This window comes from Janthinobacterium sp. PAMC25594 (assembly GCF_019443505.1).
Taxonomy (GTDB): domain Bacteria; phylum Pseudomonadota; class Gammaproteobacteria; order Burkholderiales; family Burkholderiaceae_D; genus Janthinobacterium.
In genome coordinates this window covers 3,117,487-3,132,561 of record NZ_CP080377.1, presented here as the reverse complement: position 1 = coordinate 3,132,561, position 15,075 = coordinate 3,117,487, and the positions used below count along the sequence as shown (strand labels likewise).

Sequence of the window (15,075 nt, the reverse complement as noted above, 5' to 3'; positions counted from 1 at the left end):
CTTGTCCAATTCTTGTCTCTTGGGGATTACAGACCGCCGGCGGTCTTGACCAGGCCGAATACTGTGGTGTTCTCGATGGTGCCCAGGAAGGTTTCCGAACCCTTGCCGATGGCGCCCAGGAAGACGTCGGTGCCGCCGTGGGTTTCATTGCCGACCGAGGTGCGGATCACCGCTTCCTGATGGTAATCATTGGCGCTGGTGACGGTTTCATCGAGGCTGGCCATGGTGGCGCGGCTCGATTGCGTGCGCTTTTCGCCATTGCCGAAGCCGATGATCGAATACGGTGCGCCGTCCAGGTCTTTTTCGACCGCGCCGGTGACGTAATTCTTCACCACGCCCAGCACGCCAGGGTTGCCGGCAGCCGTCTTGCCCGTGCGCTTGGCGTAGCCGTTCAGCACCAGCGTGTGGTCATGGTCGGCCGTGACGACGATCAGGGTATTGGCCAGGGTCGGATCGGTGAGCTTGGCTTTTTCGATGGCCGCCTTGATGGCGTTGTCAAAAGCAACCGTGTCTTGCAGGGCCTTCTTGGCCGTCGTTTCGTGCAGCGCATGGTCGATGCGGCCGCCTTCGACCATCAGGAAATAACCCTTCTTGTTCTTGGCCAATACATCCATGGCCTTGGTGGTCATTTCCGCCAGGCTAGGTTCCTTGGCCGCATCGCGGTCCAGGTCGTAGCTCATGTGGCTGGAGGTGAACACGCCGAACAGGCGCTCCGTCTTGGCCGGATCGACAGCCTTGAAGTCGGTGGCGTTGTTGGCGATGGTGTAGCTCTTCGCTTTCAGCTCGGCCACCAGGTCGCGGTCGTCGGAACGCTTGCCGCCGTTCTTGAATGGCGTAAAGAATTGCGCGCCGCCGCCGAGCACCACTTCCAGGCCGGTGGTGCCCAAAGCGCTGTTGTAGCCCGTGCCGCCTGGCACGAGCGCTGCGGCGATATCGTTTTCCAGGTCGCGGTGGCAGATGTGCGAGTAGGTAGCCGCCGGCGTGGCGTGCGTCACGCGCGTCGTGCTGACGACGCCGGCTGCGTAGCCCTTGGCCTTGGCCAGTTCCAGCAAGGTGGTGGCGGGCGTGCCGTTGCCGGTGCCGCATTTGTTGACCAGCTTGTTGCCGTTGACATCCTTGCCCGGATCGATGGCGAGCGTGTTGGTCGACATGGAAATGACTTCATTGTTCATCTTGACGCCCGTCATGTAGGCGGCCATCGATGGCGCGCTGTCGGTGACTTGCGCATCGTTCGAAAAGGTCTTGACGAAGGCCGTTTCTGGCAAGGTGTCCATGGTCAGTGCGCCCTCTTCGCCTACCGAGTAGATGCGCGCGGCCGTCATGGTGGTCAGGCCCATGCCATCGCCGAGGAAGAAAATGACGTTTTTCGGCGGGGCCTCAGCCACTACCTCTTCTTTTTTTGCATCACTGCCGCAAGCGGCCAGCATCAGGGTGATGGCGACGCTGCAGCCAGCGACGGAAATTTTTCTGCGTGTCATGTGGTTCATCCGGCTAGGTTTGAAAGAGCTAGCAAGATAGCAATCCAATGTGACACCCTGATGACGCTGTGACATGTTTTGTGACGCTGCTGCGCAGGCGCAGGTGGCGCGGCTTTTGCGCACGTCCTTGCTGGAAAAATACACCGTATCGCGCCAGTCATTGGTAGATTGCATCGAAATATGCAACAAACTATTGCGTTTTATTGGGTTTTTCTACCGAATGAAGCAACGTAAGATGCATGCATCCCAATCATCTTGTGAAGGCGCATCATGTTCTCCAAATCCATCAGCAGCGTTCTTGTTTCCACCCTGTTTGCCGCCGGCGCGGCCTCGGCCGCCGCCAGCGCCCCCCTGACCCTGGAAGTCTTCAACCCGGGCGAAGCGGCCATCTTCCCCGTCGCTTCCGTATTGGTCGCGGGCAAGCATGACGCCGTGCTGATCGATGCCCAGTTTTCCCGCGCCGAAGCGCAAAAGCTGGTGGAAAAGATCCGCGCCAGCGGCAAGAAACTGACGACGGTGTACATCAGCCACAGCGATCCCGATTTTTACTTTGGCCTCGACGTGATCAAGGCAGCTTTCCCACAGGCAAAAATCGTCGCCACGCCGGACACCGTGGCCGAGATCCGCCGCAAGATGGATGCCAAGGTCGCCTACTGGGGGCCGATTTTGAAAGACAATGCGCCGCACAGCATCGTCATTCCCGAAGCGTTGAAAGGCCAGCGCATCACGCTGGAAGGCCAGTCGCTCGATATCGCCGGCCCGACGCCATCGCGCACCTATGTGTGGATTCCGTCGATCAAGGCCGTCGTCGGCGGCGTGGTGCTGTTTGGCAACCTGCACGTCTGGACGGCCGATACGCAAAGCGTGCAATCGCGCCAGGACTGGCTCAAGACGCTCGATGGCATCGCCGCGCTGAAACCCGTCACCGTCGTGCCCGGTCACTTCAAGGTGGGTTCGCCCCTGACGCCCGACAGCATCGGTTTTACGCGCGACTACCTGGTGACGTTCGAAGCGGAAACGGCCAAGGCCGCCAATTCGGCCGCACTGATCGAGGCGATGAAAATGCGCTATCCGAAGCTGGGCCTCGATGGCGCTTTAGAAACGAGCGCGAAAGTGGCCAAAGGTGAAATGAAATGGTAAGCGGCAACAAGGAAGCTATCATGCCCACACTGCACTACATTTTCGACCCGCTGTGCGGCTGGTGCTACGGCGCGGCGCCGCTGGTCGAGGCGGCGCGCGCCGTGCCCGGCCTGGCGGTGGCCTTCCACGGCGGCGGCATGATGACGGGCAGCAATCGCCGTCAGATCACGCCCGCATGGCGCGGCTATGTGCTGCCGCATGACCGGCGTATCGAGCAACTGTCAGGCCAGCCTTTCGGCGACGCCTATGTCAACGGCTTGCTGAACGACACCACGGCCATGATGGATTCCGAACCGCCGATCACGGCCATCCTGGCGGCGGAAGTCCTGGCAGGCAAGGGCCTGGACATGCTGCGGCGCGTGCAGCGTGCCCATTACGTGGATGGCTTGCGCATCGCCGACCTGCCCGTGCTGCTGGCGCTGGCGCAAGAGCTGGGCATGGATGGCGCCGCCTTCCAGGCCGAGTATGCGCGGCAGGCGGGTGCCGCCACGCAGCGGCACATCGACGCCAGCCGCGCCTTGCTGGCGCAGGTGGGCGGCCAGGGCTTTCCCACGTTCGTGCTCGACGATGGCAGCGGCAAGTTGTCCGTGATCGACATCGGCGATTATCTGGGCCAGCCGGCGAAGTTGCAGGCGCAACTCGGTGGCGTGTGTGACGCCCATGGCTGTGCATTGTAAATATCTATCGATTCGATAAAATCAATTATCTTTTCCTTTGTTGTTGACTTCATTACACTGCTTCCATCAGTCAACAACGAAGGAAAAGCAGTCATGAGTCAACAGCCGCCATTCAGCACCGCCTCGGGTATTCCCGTCGCCGACAACCAGAATTCCATCAGCGCCGGCCCCCGCGGCCCCTTGCTGCTGCAAGACTTTCACCTGATCGAAAAACTCCAGCATTTCAACCGCGAGCGCATCCCCGAGCGCGTGGTGCACGCGAAAGGCTCGGGCGCCTACGGCACCTTTACCGTCACGCACGACATTTCGCGTTACACCAAGGCCAAATTATTTGCCGAAGTGGGCAAGCAGACAGCCACCTTCGCCCGCTTTTCCACCGTCGGTGGCGAGCGCGGCAGTGCAGATACGGAACGCGACCCGCGCGGCTTCGCCGTGCGTTTTTATACGGAAGAGGGCAACTGGGACCTGGTCGGCAACAACACGCCGATGTTCTTCATCAAGGACCCGATCAAGTTTCCTGACTTTGTCCACACGCAAAAGCGCGATCCGCAAAGCAACTTGAAATCGGCCGAGATGATGTTCGACTTCTGGAGCCATGCGCCGGAAAGCTTGCACCAGGTCACCATGCTGTTCTCGGACCGGGGCACGCCGGACGGCTACCGCCACATGGATGGCTTCGGCAGCCACACGTATAGCCTGATCAATGCGGACGGCCAGCGCGTGTACGTGAAATGGCACTTCAAGACGCGCCAGGGCATCAAAAATTTACCTGCGGCGGAAGCGGGCCGCCTGGCCGGTGCCGACCCCGACTACGCCCAGCGCGACCTGTTCGGCGCCATCGAACGCGGCGATTTCCCGCAGTGGGAAGTCAAGCTGCAGGTGGCGACGCAGGAGCAACTTGATGCCTGGGAGCAGCGTACGGGCTGGAACCCGTTCGACCTGACGAAGGTGTGGCCGCACGCGGACTTCCCGCTGCTGCCCGTCGGTATTTTCGAGCTGAACCGCAACCCGGACAATTACCACGCGGAAGTCGAGCAGGCGGCGTTTTCGCCGGCCAATGCCGTGCCGGGCATGGGATACTCGCCGGACAAAATGCTGCAAGGCCGCTTGTTCGCCTACCACGACGCCCAGCTGTACCGGGTCGGCACCAACCACCAGCATCTGCCCGTGAATGCGGCCCGCTGCCCCTTCCATAACCAGCAGCGCGACGGCGGCATGGCCATCCACAATGGCAGTTCGGCGCAGAATTACGCCAACGTGGCGGCGGCAGGCACGCAGCCGCAAGGGCTGGGCCATGGTGAACCGGCGCTGGCGCTCGACGGCGGCGCGGCCCGTTATGATGGACGCGGCGTGGAAGACGATTACACGCAGGCCGGCAATCTGTTCCGGTTGATGTCCACCCAGGCGCAGCAAAACCTGTTCGACAACCTGGCAGGACCGTTGAGTCTGGTGCGACCGGAAACCTTGCAGCGTCAGCTCGCCCACTTCGACCAGGCTGATGCCGCCTACGGTGCCGGCGTGCGGGCCGCCTTGCAGGCACGCGGCGTCTCCCTGTAATGGAGTGTTGCAGGCGGAACAAGCTTGTTCCGCCTGTTTGATGCAGCACAAATTAGTGCTCGATATAAAATATTGCCGTATGGACATATTTGCCTTCCATGCGTAGACTTGTCGGTCTGATGATCGCGCCGCCTTCCTGGCGGCGTCCTGACTAGAAAGTCTTGCAATATGAATATGGTGAAGCTGTCGGTGCATGGGGACGATCCCACGCTCAAATCCATTCTCGAAGTCTTGCCCACCGATCCGGAGCGGCAATGGCGCAAGGGCGAGGCGAAGGGCACCTCGGGTCGCGTGCATCTCGATTCGGGCTTCGAAGTCGTCATCGCGCAGGCCACCAAAGTGCAAGTGTTGCCCTCGCGCATACGCAGCTACCTGGCCGAATGCCGTTCGCGCGGCGTCAGCTTCACCATGCCGCGCATCGTGGCCGAGCTGCAACTGGAGTTGAACGGCGACGACACGGTCGATGCGCCGCTGGACCTGACCCTGGCCGACATGCAGCACCTGACGGAGATGGGCATCAGCCTGAGCCTGGTGACGCGCTGCGCCGCGGCCTGATTCCCGTGCGACACTGAAAAAAATGGCCACCTGTCCAGGGTGGCCATTTTTCGTCACGGTTCGTCGAGCTCGACGGTGACCATATTGTCATCGGGCTTGCGGTCGATCAACTTGTTGTCGGGGTCGATGCCCGCCTTGCCGGGCCGGCTGCCGACGATGACGGTATAGCTCGCTTCGCGCGCCGTCATGCGCAGGCGTTCGCGCAGCAGCGGTTGGCCATTCGCGTCGTCGACGCCGATCTCGATCCAGTCATGCAGGGGCGCATCGTGTTCCTCTCCCTGTTCGCCGGCCATCAATTTGCTCGCCTGCACCTTGAGGGTGACGGCGTACTTGCCATCGCCGCGTTTGGTGGCCTTGGCCGACAGGGCGCGGTTGTCGAACAGCACGATTTTCTCGAACAGATCGTCGATCAGGTAAGCCTGCTCGGGCGGCGTGACCTGGCGCAAGCCCTGGACCAGCGCCGTCACGCTCGCATACGGCGGTCCCTTCTGGCCGTAAGTCTTCAGCAGCTCGCGCAGCACGCCGTTGACCTTGTCTTCGCCGATCATGTCCTGCAGCAAATACATGGCCAGGCTGCCCTTGTGGTAATGGATGTAAGCCTGGTTTTCATTCTCGGCCAGCGGCAGCTCCTTCTTGCGTTCTTCGCTGCGTCCCATCAGGTATTGGTTCAGGTCATAGCGCAGGAAGCGGCGCATCTTGGCCGGCCCCGTGGTTTTTTTCATCACCATCAGGGCCGAATATTCGGCCAGGGTTTCGCTGAGCACGGTGGCGCCACGCGTGTTGCCGCCCACCAATTGATGCGCCCACCACTGGTGCGCCACTTCATGCGCCGTGACGTAGAACGGATAGTCGAGGTCCTTCGGATTCTTGTCGTCCACCTTGGCGATGAAACCCAGGCCTTCCGAATACGGAATCGTGTTCGGGAACGACTGCGCAAACGTGGCGTAGCGGGGGAATTCGACGATGCGCAAGACCTTGTGCTGGTAGGGGCCGAAGTTTTTTGTGTAGTAATCGAGCGCTTCCTTGCTGCCACGCACGAAACGATCGAGGTTGTATTCATGGCCAGGATGGTAATACACGTCGATGGCCACATCCTGCCAGCGCTCGTGCTTGACGGCGTAGCGGGCCGACTGGAACGCGTAGAAATTCAGGATAGGCTGGTCCATCGTGTAATGGAAGTAATGGCGGCCGTTGGCGATCCAGTCGTTGTCCAGCATGCCCGGCGCGATGGCCGTCTGGCCGTCGACGGTGCTGACGGTGGCGTCGAAATTGATGCGGTCGGCGTCAATGCTGACGTAATTGTCGGCCAATCCCTTCGCATCGTCGCGCGGCAAGGCCCGTTCGCGCGCCGGCAAACCGTGTTTCTTGCGGTCGCGCGGGTCCGTCAATTCCAGCTGCGGCTGGTAGCCGATGTGCGGCAGCACGGCATTCGTGAAGAAGGTGCCGTTGGCCACGACGGGCGTGTCCTGGCCCAGGCCGAAGATGCCGCGCGGCGCATAGGCAATGTCGAAATCGAGGCCCAGGCTGGCGCCCGGCGCCAGCGGCGCGGCCAGACGGTAGCTGTAAAAGCCCAGCTTGCCGTCATCGATGCCGGGGTGCACGCGCGCATCGAAACGCAGGCGCATGGTGGCCGTCGGGTCTTGCTGCACAAAAATGTGGCTGATCGGCAGGCTGGTCTTGTTTTGCAGCAGGTAGCGGCCCGTGACGGCCAGGGTGCGCTGCGCCGGGTAGATGGCCACGTCGAGTTTCACGTCGGTGATTTTCGGCTGCGGCGTGGCGGCAAACTTGCGGTACTGGCGCTCGACACTGGCGCGGTCCGCATCGCGCGCATAGTCGGACTTGTAGTCGTTGGCCACGTGGAAGACGTAGAACAGCACGCCGCCGGCGCTGACGAAGATCAGGGCGCCGACGGCAAAGCTGGCCAGCACGCCTTGCGTCAGGCCGTGGCGCGCCAGGCGCAGCCGGATGCGCCAGCTATCCTGCGCGCCACGGGGCCAGAACAGCAGCGACAGCAGCGTCAGCATGACGGCCGCGCCGCTCCAGTACAGCAAGTACCAGCGCTCGCGCAACACATAGTGGCCGGCGCCGTTCATGGCTGAATAGATGAAGTCCGGCGTGCTGGCGTACAGCAGCAGCGGGTCGCCCAGGCCCAGCGAGGCAAAGCTGATGCTGGCGATGTGGTACAGAATCATGGCGAAATACGCCAGGTACTTGTGATTGATCACTACCTGCAAAAAGATGGCCAGCACGGCGATCAGTGCGTAGTAGGGCAGGTGCGACAGGAACAGCGATTCCAGGTACAGGCCGGGGTCGAGGCGGTAATAGCCCTTGAAGACCTGGATCGACATGCCGCACAGCATGATGACCAGGCTCAGCAATGCTTGCAGGCCGATCAGGGCGAACAGCTTCGACAGCAGGGGCAGCCAGTTTGGCACGGGCAGGGCGTCGAGCATCAGCTCGATGTGCGTTTCCCGTTCGCGCCACACCAGTTCGCCCGCATAGAAGGTGGTAATGACCAGCATGAACAGGGCGAACGAGGCGCTGACCATGTCCAGCACTTTTTCCGTCACGGGATACGTATTCGTGCCGTACATGGAACCCATGTCCAGCGCGCCCGCATACATGGTCAGCACGCCAGCGAGCACGATGACGACAAAATAGATGTTCTTGATGGTTTCGCGCAGGTTCAGCCAGCTCATCTTGACGAGCAGGGCGGCCAGGTTGCGCTGCGCAAAATCAGGTGCTTCCTGCGTGGACAGCGAAGCGCTCGACAGGCGCAGCGGTACATCGCCCTCGCTGCGGCGCTTGCTGGCGCCCGCGTCCGTCGTGGCGTGGAACTGGAAGCGCCAGTAGCCGAGCAGCAAGGCCACCAGAGCGAAGCCGGACCAGATGGCGCGGTTCAGCAAATACACGCCTTCCAGGGGCACCAGGCGCGTGTTGCGCTCCGCATTCGGCCAGTATTCCGTCAGGCGTATCAGCGCCGTGGTGCCGAAGGGGTCGATCAGGGCGGCCAGGGTCTTGTAGTCGAGGTCGCGCGCCAGCGAGGGCGCCACCAGGTAGCCGATCAGCATGACCACCGAGCTAATGTACACGGGCAACATGCGCCGCGTCAGGGCCGCGATGACGAAGAAGATGGCGCCGAAGATGAACAGGTTCGGCAGCAGGGTAAATACATATGGCATCAAATAGGCCAGCGCGCGCTGTGGCCCCAGCCGTTCGGGATCGATGCCGGGCAGCCAGGCGCCCAGCCAGGCCCCGATGACGATGCTGGAAAACACCACGGCCAGCACCAGATAAGCGCCGAGGAAGCGACCGAAGACATACTGGTATTTTTTGATCGGCGCGCTGAAGAAGAAATGCTGCATGCCGTGCTCGAAATCCTGCTGCACCGAGCGGCCCATCATGGCGGCCACCACCACGGCGCCGAAGCAGCCCAGCAGGCTGCACGTGAACGCCAGCGAGCGGGGCGCGTTGATCAGGAACTTGCCGCCGAAGCTGATGCTCGCTTCCTTGAAGACACCGCCGGCGGCGGCCATCCACAGCATGGCCAGCGCCAGGAACATGGCGAAATACACCCAGGTGGACAGCAGCTTGAGCCGCTGTCGCGCTTCAAAGCGGGCGATGGCAAACATGGCCGCCCCCTCAGTCGCACTGCGGGGCGACGCGGTGGCGCCCGGCAATGGTGGCGAAATACAGGTCTTCCAGGTCGCCGATGGCTTCCTCGAAGCCGTCGCCCGGGTCGTCGTCGCTGTAGACGTGGATCAGGGTGCGGCCCGACAGCAAGCGCGTGGAAATGACGGCGTGGCGCTGCTGGAAGCTGGCGAGTTCTTTCTTTTCGACAAAGCGCGCCCAGATCTTGCAGCTGACTTCATCGATCAGTTCCTGGGTCTTGCCGCACAGCAGCAAATGCCCTTTGTTGATGATGGCCATGTTGGCGCACAGGTCGGCCACGTCGGAGACGATGTGGGTCGACAGGATCACCGTCTTGTCTTCGCCGATATCGGACAGCAGATTATGGAAGCGCACGCGCTCCTGCGGGTCGAGGCCGGCCGTCGGCTCATCGACGATGATCAGTTTCGGGTCACCCAGCAGGGCTTGCGCGATGCCGAAGCGCTGGCGCATGCCGCCGGAAAAGCTGCCCAGGCGCTGGTGGCGCACGTCGAACAGATTGGTTTGCTGCAACAGGCCATCGACGACCTCGCGCCGGCGCGCCCGCTGCGACAGCCCTTTTAGCATGGCGAAGTGGTCGAGCAGTTCGTAGGCCGTCACTTTCGGGTACAGGCCGAAGTCTTGCGGCAGGTAGCCCAGCATGCGGCGGATCTCGTCCTTGTCGTCGAGCACGTCGTAGTCGCCGAAGAAGATGGAGCCGGAATCGCATTCCTGCAAGGTGGCCAGGGTGCGCATCAGGGTCGACTTGCCCGCGCCATTCGGGCCCAGCAAGCCAAACATTCCGGGCGGTATCGTCAGCGACACGTTATCCAGCGCTACCACGCCATTCGCGTAGGTTTTCGACAATTTGCGAATCTGCAATTCCATACAACTCCTGACTCATGCGTTGCTGCCCGATGCTACAGGGCTACTCTATGCTGGCATTGTATTGAATTTACGACGTACTGGGCAGTTGCATGCGATACACGGCATTTTCGCGTGGCCAGAGTGCGGATGGGCGGGGTGGATGGCACCCCGCCGCGAGTCATTTGCAAGCTTAATTGCGGAACAGAACCGATTCGCGGTTAAACCACCAGCGGCACAGCATCAGCAGCGCGCCCGCGATCACCGTGGTCGAGGCCAGGATCACGCCGAACATGCGGTAATCCATGGTGCCCTTGACCAGCTCCTTCATGGCCAGCGATACATTCGTCAGCGGCACCATGGCCCACATCCAGTTCAGTTCGACGCCGGGCAGCATGGCCGCCACCGTGGGCAGGATGACAAACAGCATCAATGGCGTGATCATGCCGGCCGCTTCCTTGTAGCTTTTCGCGTAGATCGAGATCGACAGCAGCAGCGAGGCGAAGATGGCGGCCGTCGGCACCAGCATCAGGGTCACCATGGCCAGGTCGGGCAAGCCGATGCTGCGCACCATGACGGCCATGTTGCCTTCGAGCGAACTGCCGAAGATGGCCAGCAGGGCGCCCATGCTGCCCACCATCAACACGGCCGAGGTCATGCCCACCGTGAACAACACGAGGAACTTGGCCAGCACGATGGCGCTGCGCGGCACGGGCGCCAGCAGCAGGGTTTCCAGCGTGCCACGCTCCTTTTCGCCGGCGCCCAGGTCGATGGCCGGATACATGGCCGCCGTCAGGCATACCATCAGCAGCAGATAGGGCAGCATGCCGCCGACGATGGCGCCCATCTGCTCGCGCTCGTTGGCCGTCGACTGCTTGTCGAGCACGATGGGGTGCAGGGCGAAGGCCAGCTGGGCCGGACTCAGGTTCAGTGCCGACAGCGCCCCTTCGCGCAGGCTGGCGTTGTAGGTATCGATAATCTCGCGCACCCGCTGCTGGGTCACGTCGACCGTGCTGGCGCTGTTGTAGTGCAGTACCACCTTGGCCTGTTGCCGTTGCTGCAGCGCCTCTTCAAAATGCGGCGGGATGACGACGGCGAACTTGATGCTGTCGTCGCCGATGGCGCGGCGAATCTCCGCCTCGCTGGCCAGCGGCACTTCGCGCAAGTTGTGCTGCTGCGCAAAACGCGCGCTCAGGCCCGGCGAATGGTCCTTGCCGAACAGCGCATAGCGCATTTCCGCCGTCTTGGCGTTCTTGAACATATTGTTTGAAACATAAGCGAAGCCGCCAAAGATCAGCGGCATGGCAAAGATGGGGATGAGGATGGTGAAAATCAGCGTCTTGCGGTCGCGCGTGAGTTCCAGCAACTCTTTCAGATAAATGGTCCACATGGCTCAGGTTCCCTGGTTGATGACGCTGACGAAGGCATCGTACAGATCGGCACTGCCGCCCAGGTGGCGCAGTTCGTTGACCGTGCCATGGAAGGCGGTGGTGCCACGGTTGATGATGCAGACGCGGTCGCACAGCTTTTCCACCTCGTGCAGATGGTGCGTGGAAAAGATCAGCGGCACGCGCAGCGCCTTGTAGCTGGCGATGAAGTCGAGCAGGATCTTGGCCGACATCACGTCCAGGCCCGTGGTCGGTTCGTCGAGGATCACCACCTGCGGCTCATGCACGACGGTGCGGGCGATCGCGCACTTCTGTTTCATGCCCGTCGACAACTGATCGGCCCGCTTGCCGCCGTATTCCTCCATGTGCAGCAGGGCAAACAGCTCGTCGCAGCGGCGTTTCAATTTGTCGGCCGGCATGCCGTGCAGGCGGCCAAAATATTCCACGTTCTCGCGCGCCGTCAGGCGCCCATACAAGCCCGTCGAGCCGGACAGGAAACCGATGCTCTGGCGCGCCACCAGCGGCTGGCGCAGCACATCGACGCCGTTGACGAGGGCGCTGCCCGCGTCCGCTTGCAGGGCCGTCGACAGCAGGCGCAGGGTGGTCGTCTTGCCGGCGCCATTCGGACCCAGCAAGCCCAGCACCTCGCCCGGGGCGCAGCTGAAACTGACGTCGCGCACGGCGTGAAACCAGCCCTCATGCTCGCGCGGATCGCTGACGTGCACGCCCTTGCCCTTCTGGGGCGGCATGCGGAAACGTTTTGCCAGATGCTTGACTTCAATCATGTGCTTCATCCATTTGACGGTGAAGAACGAGAGTAGCATGCAAAAAATGTAACTTGCAAGACGGAAATATCGTTTGGTCTATTGAAAAAAGCAGCATCTTCATGCAAGCTGGCCCGGTGGGCGCCGGCGGACGGCGCAGGAGAGTGCAATGCGAACGATCGATCAGGCGATGCAGGACAAGGTACTGGCCGTGGCGCGCGCCGGCATGACCAGTGCCGAAGCCATCGGTTTCTTCCGTGTCAGTCTGGGCTTGTACTACCTGGCCGGCCTGATGACGGAGGAAACGCTCGATTTCAAGCAGATCGACGCCAGGTACAACCGCTTTATTTATCACTCGATTGGTGGCGGGCACAGCATCGCCAGCGTGCTGCAATTCATGAGCGGCGAGAAAGTCTTGCGCGTGCTGCAGTCGGAGCGTTTTCGCGCCGCGTTTGCCGAATACTGCCCGGACATCCCCGTCGACAGCATTTCCTTCCTGGTTTCACTGAACCTGGGCGTGGCGAAAAGCCTGTCCGGCCTCGATGCCGTCGGCCCCGTGGTCGACTGGATCGAGCAGGAAAAAGCGCGCACAAGTCAATAAAGCCCCGTTCGCCCTGCGCGCGGCGTGGGGACTGCTGGCCGCTATCGTCCTATAATTCATGCTTTACTACTCATGAGCATAGCCACGATGACCGCGAACCGCCATTTTGACCCCCTGGATCGTTTGATTGTTGGCGCCGACAAGGCCCTGCGTGTGATCGCGGGCGTGGCCTCGGCCTCGCGTCCCTCGCCGGCCGCGCACGCGCCCGATGCACAGCTGAGCGCGGCCGAGCAGCGCCACAGCGCCGGCTTGATGCGCGTCAACCACGTGGGCGAAGTGTGCGCCCAAGCCCTGTACAACTCGCAGGCGCGCTATGCGCACAGCCCGGCCATCCGCGCCCAGTTCGATGAGGCGGGACGCGAAGAGGAAGACCACCTGGCCTGGACGGCGCAGCGCCTGACGGAGCTGGGCTCGCGTCTGAGCCTGCTCAATCCCCTGTGGTATGCGGGTTCGTTTGCGCTGGGCACTATCGCCGCGCGCATGGGCGACGGCCGCAGCCTGGGGTTTGTGGTGGAAACGGAGCGCCAGGTGGAAGCGCACCTGGCCAGCCACTTGCAGGAATTGCCGCCGCAGGACGCGAAATCGCGTGCCATCGTCAAGCAGATGGCCCTCGACGAAGTGGAACACGGCGCCGCGGCGCAGCGCCTGGGCGCCATCGATACGCCGGCGCCCGTCAAGGCGCTGATGGGCTTGATGGGCAAAGTGATGACGAAGACAGCGTATTACCTGTAGGTCGGATTAGCGCGGCAATGCCGCGCGTAATCCGACACATTGTTGGCGTTACGGGTATTGTCGGATTACGCGCTGGCGCACCTCGGCGGCCCCGCTAATCCGACCTACCTCATTCCTCGATGATTTCGAACGAGTGGGTGATCTCGGCAGTTTTCGCCAGCATGATCGACGCCGAGCAATATTTGTCGTGCGACAAAGTCACGGCCCGTTCCACGGCCGTCGGTTTCAGGGCCTTGCCCCGCACGGTGAAATGGAAGTGGATCTTGGTAAACACTTTCGGGTCGGTGTCGGCGCGCTCGGCCTTCAGGGTCACTTCGCAGCCGCTGACGGCTTCGCGTCCCCGTTTCAGGATCAGCACCACGTCATAGGCGGTGCAGCCGCCCGTGCCCAGCAAGACCATTTCCATGGGGCGCGGCGCCAGGTTGTGGCCGCCGCCGTCGGGCGCGCCATCCATGGTCACCAGGTGGCCGGAACCGGTTTCTGCCCGAAAACTCATGCCCGACGGGCCATTCCAGCTGACTTTGCATTCCATCGTACTCTCCGAAAATTGTAAGCGTTTTGTATTGTAATAGAGGAATGCCTGTCCATGTGCCGCCCGCCGGCCCGCAGCCGGTCCGCATCGTGGCTTGACGCGGCAAGGCAAAGCCGCTTATACTTGTCGGCTTTCCGTTCGCTCAGGAAAAGTAAATAAGGCAGAGTCCGCACAGCAGCATCGGCGGAACCACCATTTGAGCGTGTAATCTATTAGGAAGTCAACATGAAAACATTTTCCGCTAAAGGACATGAAGTCCAGCGCGATTGGTTCGTGGTTGACGCGACGGACAAAGTCCTCGGACGTGTTGCCAGCGAAGTGGCACTCCGACTGCGCGGCAAACACAAACCAGAATTTACTCCTCACGTCGATACCGGCGACTTTATCGTCGTCATCAACGCAGGCAAACTGCGTGTGACCGGTACCAAAGCTACTGAGAAAATTTACTACCGTCACTCTGGCTATCCAGGCGGCATCTACGAAACCAACTTCCAGAAAATGCAACAGCGTTTTCCAGGTCGCGCGCTTGAGAAAGCGGTCAAGGGCATGCTGCCTAAAGGCCCACTCGGCTACGCAATGATCAAGAAGCTGAAAGTGTACGCGGAAGGTTCCCATCCGCACGCTGCTCAGCAACCTAAAGCACTTGTTCTCTAAGGAACTGACATGATCGGTAATTACAATTATGGAACCGGCCGTCGCAAAAGTGCAGTGGCTCGGGTTTTTATCAAAGTTGGCACAGGCTTGATCGTTGTTAACGGCAAACCAGCAAACGAATACTTTTCGCGCGAAACAGGTCTGATGGTCATCCGTCAACCTCTGGAACTGACCGGCAATGTCGAGCGTTTCGACATCAAAGTCAACGTCCATGGCGGCGGTGAGTCGGGCCAGGCTGGTGCAGTTCGTCACGGCATCACCCGCGCTCTGATCGACTACGATGCAGCGCTGAAACCGGAACTGGCGAAAGCCGGCTTCGTGACCCGCGATGCACGTGAAGTCGAGCGTAAAAAAGTTGGTCTGCGCAAAGCACGTCGCGCAAAGCAATTCTCGAAGCGTTAATTCTTACGCTACAGCACCTTTCGAGGTGCTGCTCGAAAAGCCGCTGGACTTCGGTCCCGCGGCTTTTTTGCATTTCAGCGGGA

14 protein-coding genes are annotated in these 15,075 nt (G+C 61.3%); 8 read left to right on the top strand and 6 right to left on the bottom strand.

What is annotated here, in order from left to right; genetic code table 11:
• Positions 1-26: 26 nt before the first annotated feature.
• The gene (locus tag KY494_RS14090) at positions 27-1,478 is read right to left on the bottom strand and encodes an alkaline phosphatase (protein WP_219134970.1); all 1,452 of its coding nucleotides are present in this window, start codon (positions 1,476-1,478) and stop codon (positions 27-29) included.
• Between the two features lie 270 nt (positions 1,479-1,748).
• On the opposite strand from KY494_RS14090, the gene KY494_RS14085 reads away from it, so the two are divergent.
• The 4 genes from KY494_RS14085 (at position 1,749) to KY494_RS14070 (ending at position 5,407) form a co-directional block, all read left to right on the top strand.
• Positions 1,749-2,618, top strand: coding sequence for an MBL fold metallo-hydrolase (locus tag KY494_RS14085; protein ID WP_219891349.1), 870 nt, complete (start codon positions 1,749-1,751; stop codon positions 2,616-2,618).
• Positions 2,619-2,638: 20 nt separating this feature from the next.
• Positions 2,639-3,295, top strand: a complete 657-nt coding sequence (locus KY494_RS14080) for a DsbA family protein (RefSeq protein WP_219891348.1) — start codon at positions 2,639-2,641, stop codon at positions 3,293-3,295.
• 93 nt (positions 3,296-3,388) lie between these two features.
• Positions 3,389-4,852 (top strand): catalase, encoded by a 1,464-nt coding sequence (locus KY494_RS14075; RefSeq protein WP_219891347.1) that lies wholly within the window; start codon positions 3,389-3,391, stop codon positions 4,850-4,852.
• Between the two features lie 168 nt (positions 4,853-5,020).
• Positions 5,021-5,407, top strand: a complete 387-nt coding sequence (locus tag KY494_RS14070; protein ID WP_219891346.1) for a hypothetical protein — start codon at positions 5,021-5,023, stop codon at positions 5,405-5,407.
• A 53-nt stretch (positions 5,408-5,460) separates the two neighbouring features.
• Here the strand turns inward: KY494_RS14070 and KY494_RS14065 are convergent, their stop codons facing one another.
• The 4 genes from KY494_RS14065 to KY494_RS14050 all read right to left on the bottom strand — a co-directional run bounded on the left by KY494_RS14065 (position 5,461) and on the right by KY494_RS14050 (position 12,092).
• The gene (locus tag KY494_RS14065) at positions 5,461-9,039 is read right to left on the bottom strand and encodes a M1 family aminopeptidase (protein WP_219891345.1); all 3,579 of its coding nucleotides are present in this window, start codon (positions 9,037-9,039) and stop codon (positions 5,461-5,463) included.
• A 10-nt stretch (positions 9,040-9,049) separates the two neighbouring features.
• The gene (locus tag KY494_RS14060) at positions 9,050-9,943 is read right to left on the bottom strand and encodes an ABC transporter ATP-binding protein (RefSeq protein WP_096233797.1); all 894 of its coding nucleotides are present in this window, start codon (positions 9,941-9,943) and stop codon (positions 9,050-9,052) included.
• 169 nt (positions 9,944-10,112) lie between these two features.
• A complete protein-coding gene (locus KY494_RS14055) occupies positions 10,113-11,309 on the bottom strand; it encodes an ABC transporter permease (protein WP_219891344.1) in 1,197 nt (398 codons plus the stop codon).
• A 3-nt stretch (positions 11,310-11,312) separates the two neighbouring features.
• Positions 11,313-12,092 carry an ATP-binding cassette domain-containing protein gene (locus KY494_RS14050; protein WP_219891343.1) on the bottom strand — a complete coding sequence of 260 codons (780 nt, stop codon included), beginning with the start codon at positions 12,090-12,092 and terminating at the stop codon, positions 11,313-11,315.
• Positions 12,093-12,240: 148 nt separating this feature from the next.
• Here KY494_RS14050 and KY494_RS14045 point away from each other — a divergent pair, with 148 nt between their 5' ends.
• Positions 12,241-12,672: a hypothetical protein gene (locus KY494_RS14045; RefSeq protein ID WP_219891342.1), complete on the top strand. Its 432-nt coding sequence runs from the start codon at positions 12,241-12,243 to the stop codon at positions 12,670-12,672.
• A gap of 87 nt (positions 12,673-12,759) precedes the next feature.
• Positions 12,760-13,404, top strand: coding sequence for a 2-polyprenyl-3-methyl-6-methoxy-1,4-benzoquinone monooxygenase (gene coq7 / locus KY494_RS14040; protein ID WP_219891341.1), 645 nt, complete (start codon positions 12,760-12,762; stop codon positions 13,402-13,404).
• A gap of 109 nt (positions 13,405-13,513) precedes the next feature.
• Here the strand turns inward: coq7 and KY494_RS14035 are convergent, their stop codons facing one another.
• The gene (locus KY494_RS14035) at positions 13,514-13,936 is read right to left on the bottom strand and encodes an OsmC family protein (RefSeq protein WP_071079492.1); all 423 of its coding nucleotides are present in this window, start codon (positions 13,934-13,936) and stop codon (positions 13,514-13,516) included.
• Positions 13,937-14,161: 225 nt separating this feature from the next.
• On the opposite strand from KY494_RS14035, the gene rplM reads away from it, so the two are divergent.
• Both rplM and rpsI read left to right on the top strand, forming a co-directional pair.
• Positions 14,162-14,590 (top strand): 50S ribosomal protein L13, encoded by a 429-nt coding sequence (gene rplM / locus KY494_RS14030; protein ID WP_010393282.1) that lies wholly within the window; start codon positions 14,162-14,164, stop codon positions 14,588-14,590.
• A gap of 9 nt (positions 14,591-14,599) precedes the next feature.
• On the top strand, positions 14,600-14,992 hold the full coding sequence (rpsI, locus tag KY494_RS14025) for a 30S ribosomal protein S9 (RefSeq protein WP_010393285.1): 393 nt from the start codon (positions 14,600-14,602) through the stop codon (positions 14,990-14,992).
• Positions 14,993-15,075 lie beyond the last annotated feature (83 nt).

Coding starts and splice junctions, on each gene's coding strand:
- KY494_RS14080 (WP_219891348.1), top strand. CDS start 2,639: ATGCCCACACTGCACTACATTTTCGACCCGCTGTGCGGCTGGTGCTAC.
- rpsI (WP_010393285.1), top strand. CDS start 14,600: ATGATCGGTAATTACAATTATGGAACCGGCCGTCGCAAAAGTGCAGTG.
- KY494_RS14070 (WP_219891346.1), top strand. CDS start 5,021: ATGAATATGGTGAAGCTGTCGGTGCATGGGGACGATCCCACGCTCAAA.
- KY494_RS14090 (WP_219134970.1), bottom strand. CDS start 1,478: ATGACACGCAGAAAAATTTCCGTCGCTGGCTGCAGCGTCGCCATCACC.
- KY494_RS14045 (WP_219891342.1), top strand. CDS start 12,241: ATGCGAACGATCGATCAGGCGATGCAGGACAAGGTACTGGCCGTGGCG.
- KY494_RS14065 (WP_219891345.1), bottom strand. CDS start 9,039: ATGTTTGCCATCGCCCGCTTTGAAGCGCGACAGCGGCTCAAGCTGCTG.
- KY494_RS14050 (WP_219891343.1), bottom strand. CDS start 12,092: ATGATTGAAGTCAAGCATCTGGCAAAACGTTTCCGCATGCCGCCCCAG.
- KY494_RS14035 (WP_071079492.1), bottom strand. CDS start 13,936: ATGGAATGCAAAGTCAGCTGGAATGGCCCGTCGGGCATGAGTTTTCGG.
- KY494_RS14085 (WP_219891349.1), top strand. CDS start 1,749: ATGTTCTCCAAATCCATCAGCAGCGTTCTTGTTTCCACCCTGTTTGCC.
- KY494_RS14075 (WP_219891347.1), top strand. CDS start 3,389: ATGAGTCAACAGCCGCCATTCAGCACCGCCTCGGGTATTCCCGTCGCC.
- coq7 (WP_219891341.1), top strand. CDS start 12,760: ATGACCGCGAACCGCCATTTTGACCCCCTGGATCGTTTGATTGTTGGC.
- rplM (WP_010393282.1), top strand. CDS start 14,162: ATGAAAACATTTTCCGCTAAAGGACATGAAGTCCAGCGCGATTGGTTC.
- KY494_RS14060 (WP_096233797.1), bottom strand. CDS start 9,943: ATGGAATTGCAGATTCGCAAATTGTCGAAAACCTACGCGAATGGCGTG.
- KY494_RS14055 (WP_219891344.1), bottom strand. CDS start 11,309: ATGTGGACCATTTATCTGAAAGAGTTGCTGGAACTCACGCGCGACCGC.